This window comes from Corynebacterium sp. HMSC055A01 (assembly GCF_001809405.1).
Lineage (GTDB): Bacteria > Actinomycetota > Actinomycetes > Mycobacteriales > Mycobacteriaceae > Corynebacterium > Corynebacterium hesseae.
The window spans coordinates 1-232 of sequence record NZ_KV797537.1 but is presented as its reverse complement, the minus strand read 5'-3'; the positions used below and the strand labels follow the sequence as shown (position 1 = coordinate 232).

Below are 232 nucleotides of genomic sequence, written 5' to 3'. Positions count from 1 at the left end.
CGTCGAGTTCTTGTTTGAGGTGTTGGGCTTCTTCGCGCACACGTTTCCTGGTGGCGGTGATGTGTTGGGCGACTGTTTGCGCCCACCGTTTTTGCTTGGGTGCCAGGGGCCCGTCGGCTTCGTTGATGGTCCAGGTACCGTCAGCGAAAAGCCAGATAACATCCCCACTGTAGGGGTCCAGCAGGTATTTTAAGGTGCCATCGGTTTTCATGTTGTGATGGCCTTGGCATAA

At 55.2% G+C, this 232-nt stretch carries 1 pseudogene; it reads right to left on the bottom strand.

The features are described 5' to 3' along the window. A pseudogene (locus HMPREF2604_RS02865) lies at window positions 1–232 on the bottom strand (HNH endonuclease); the annotation flags it as partial.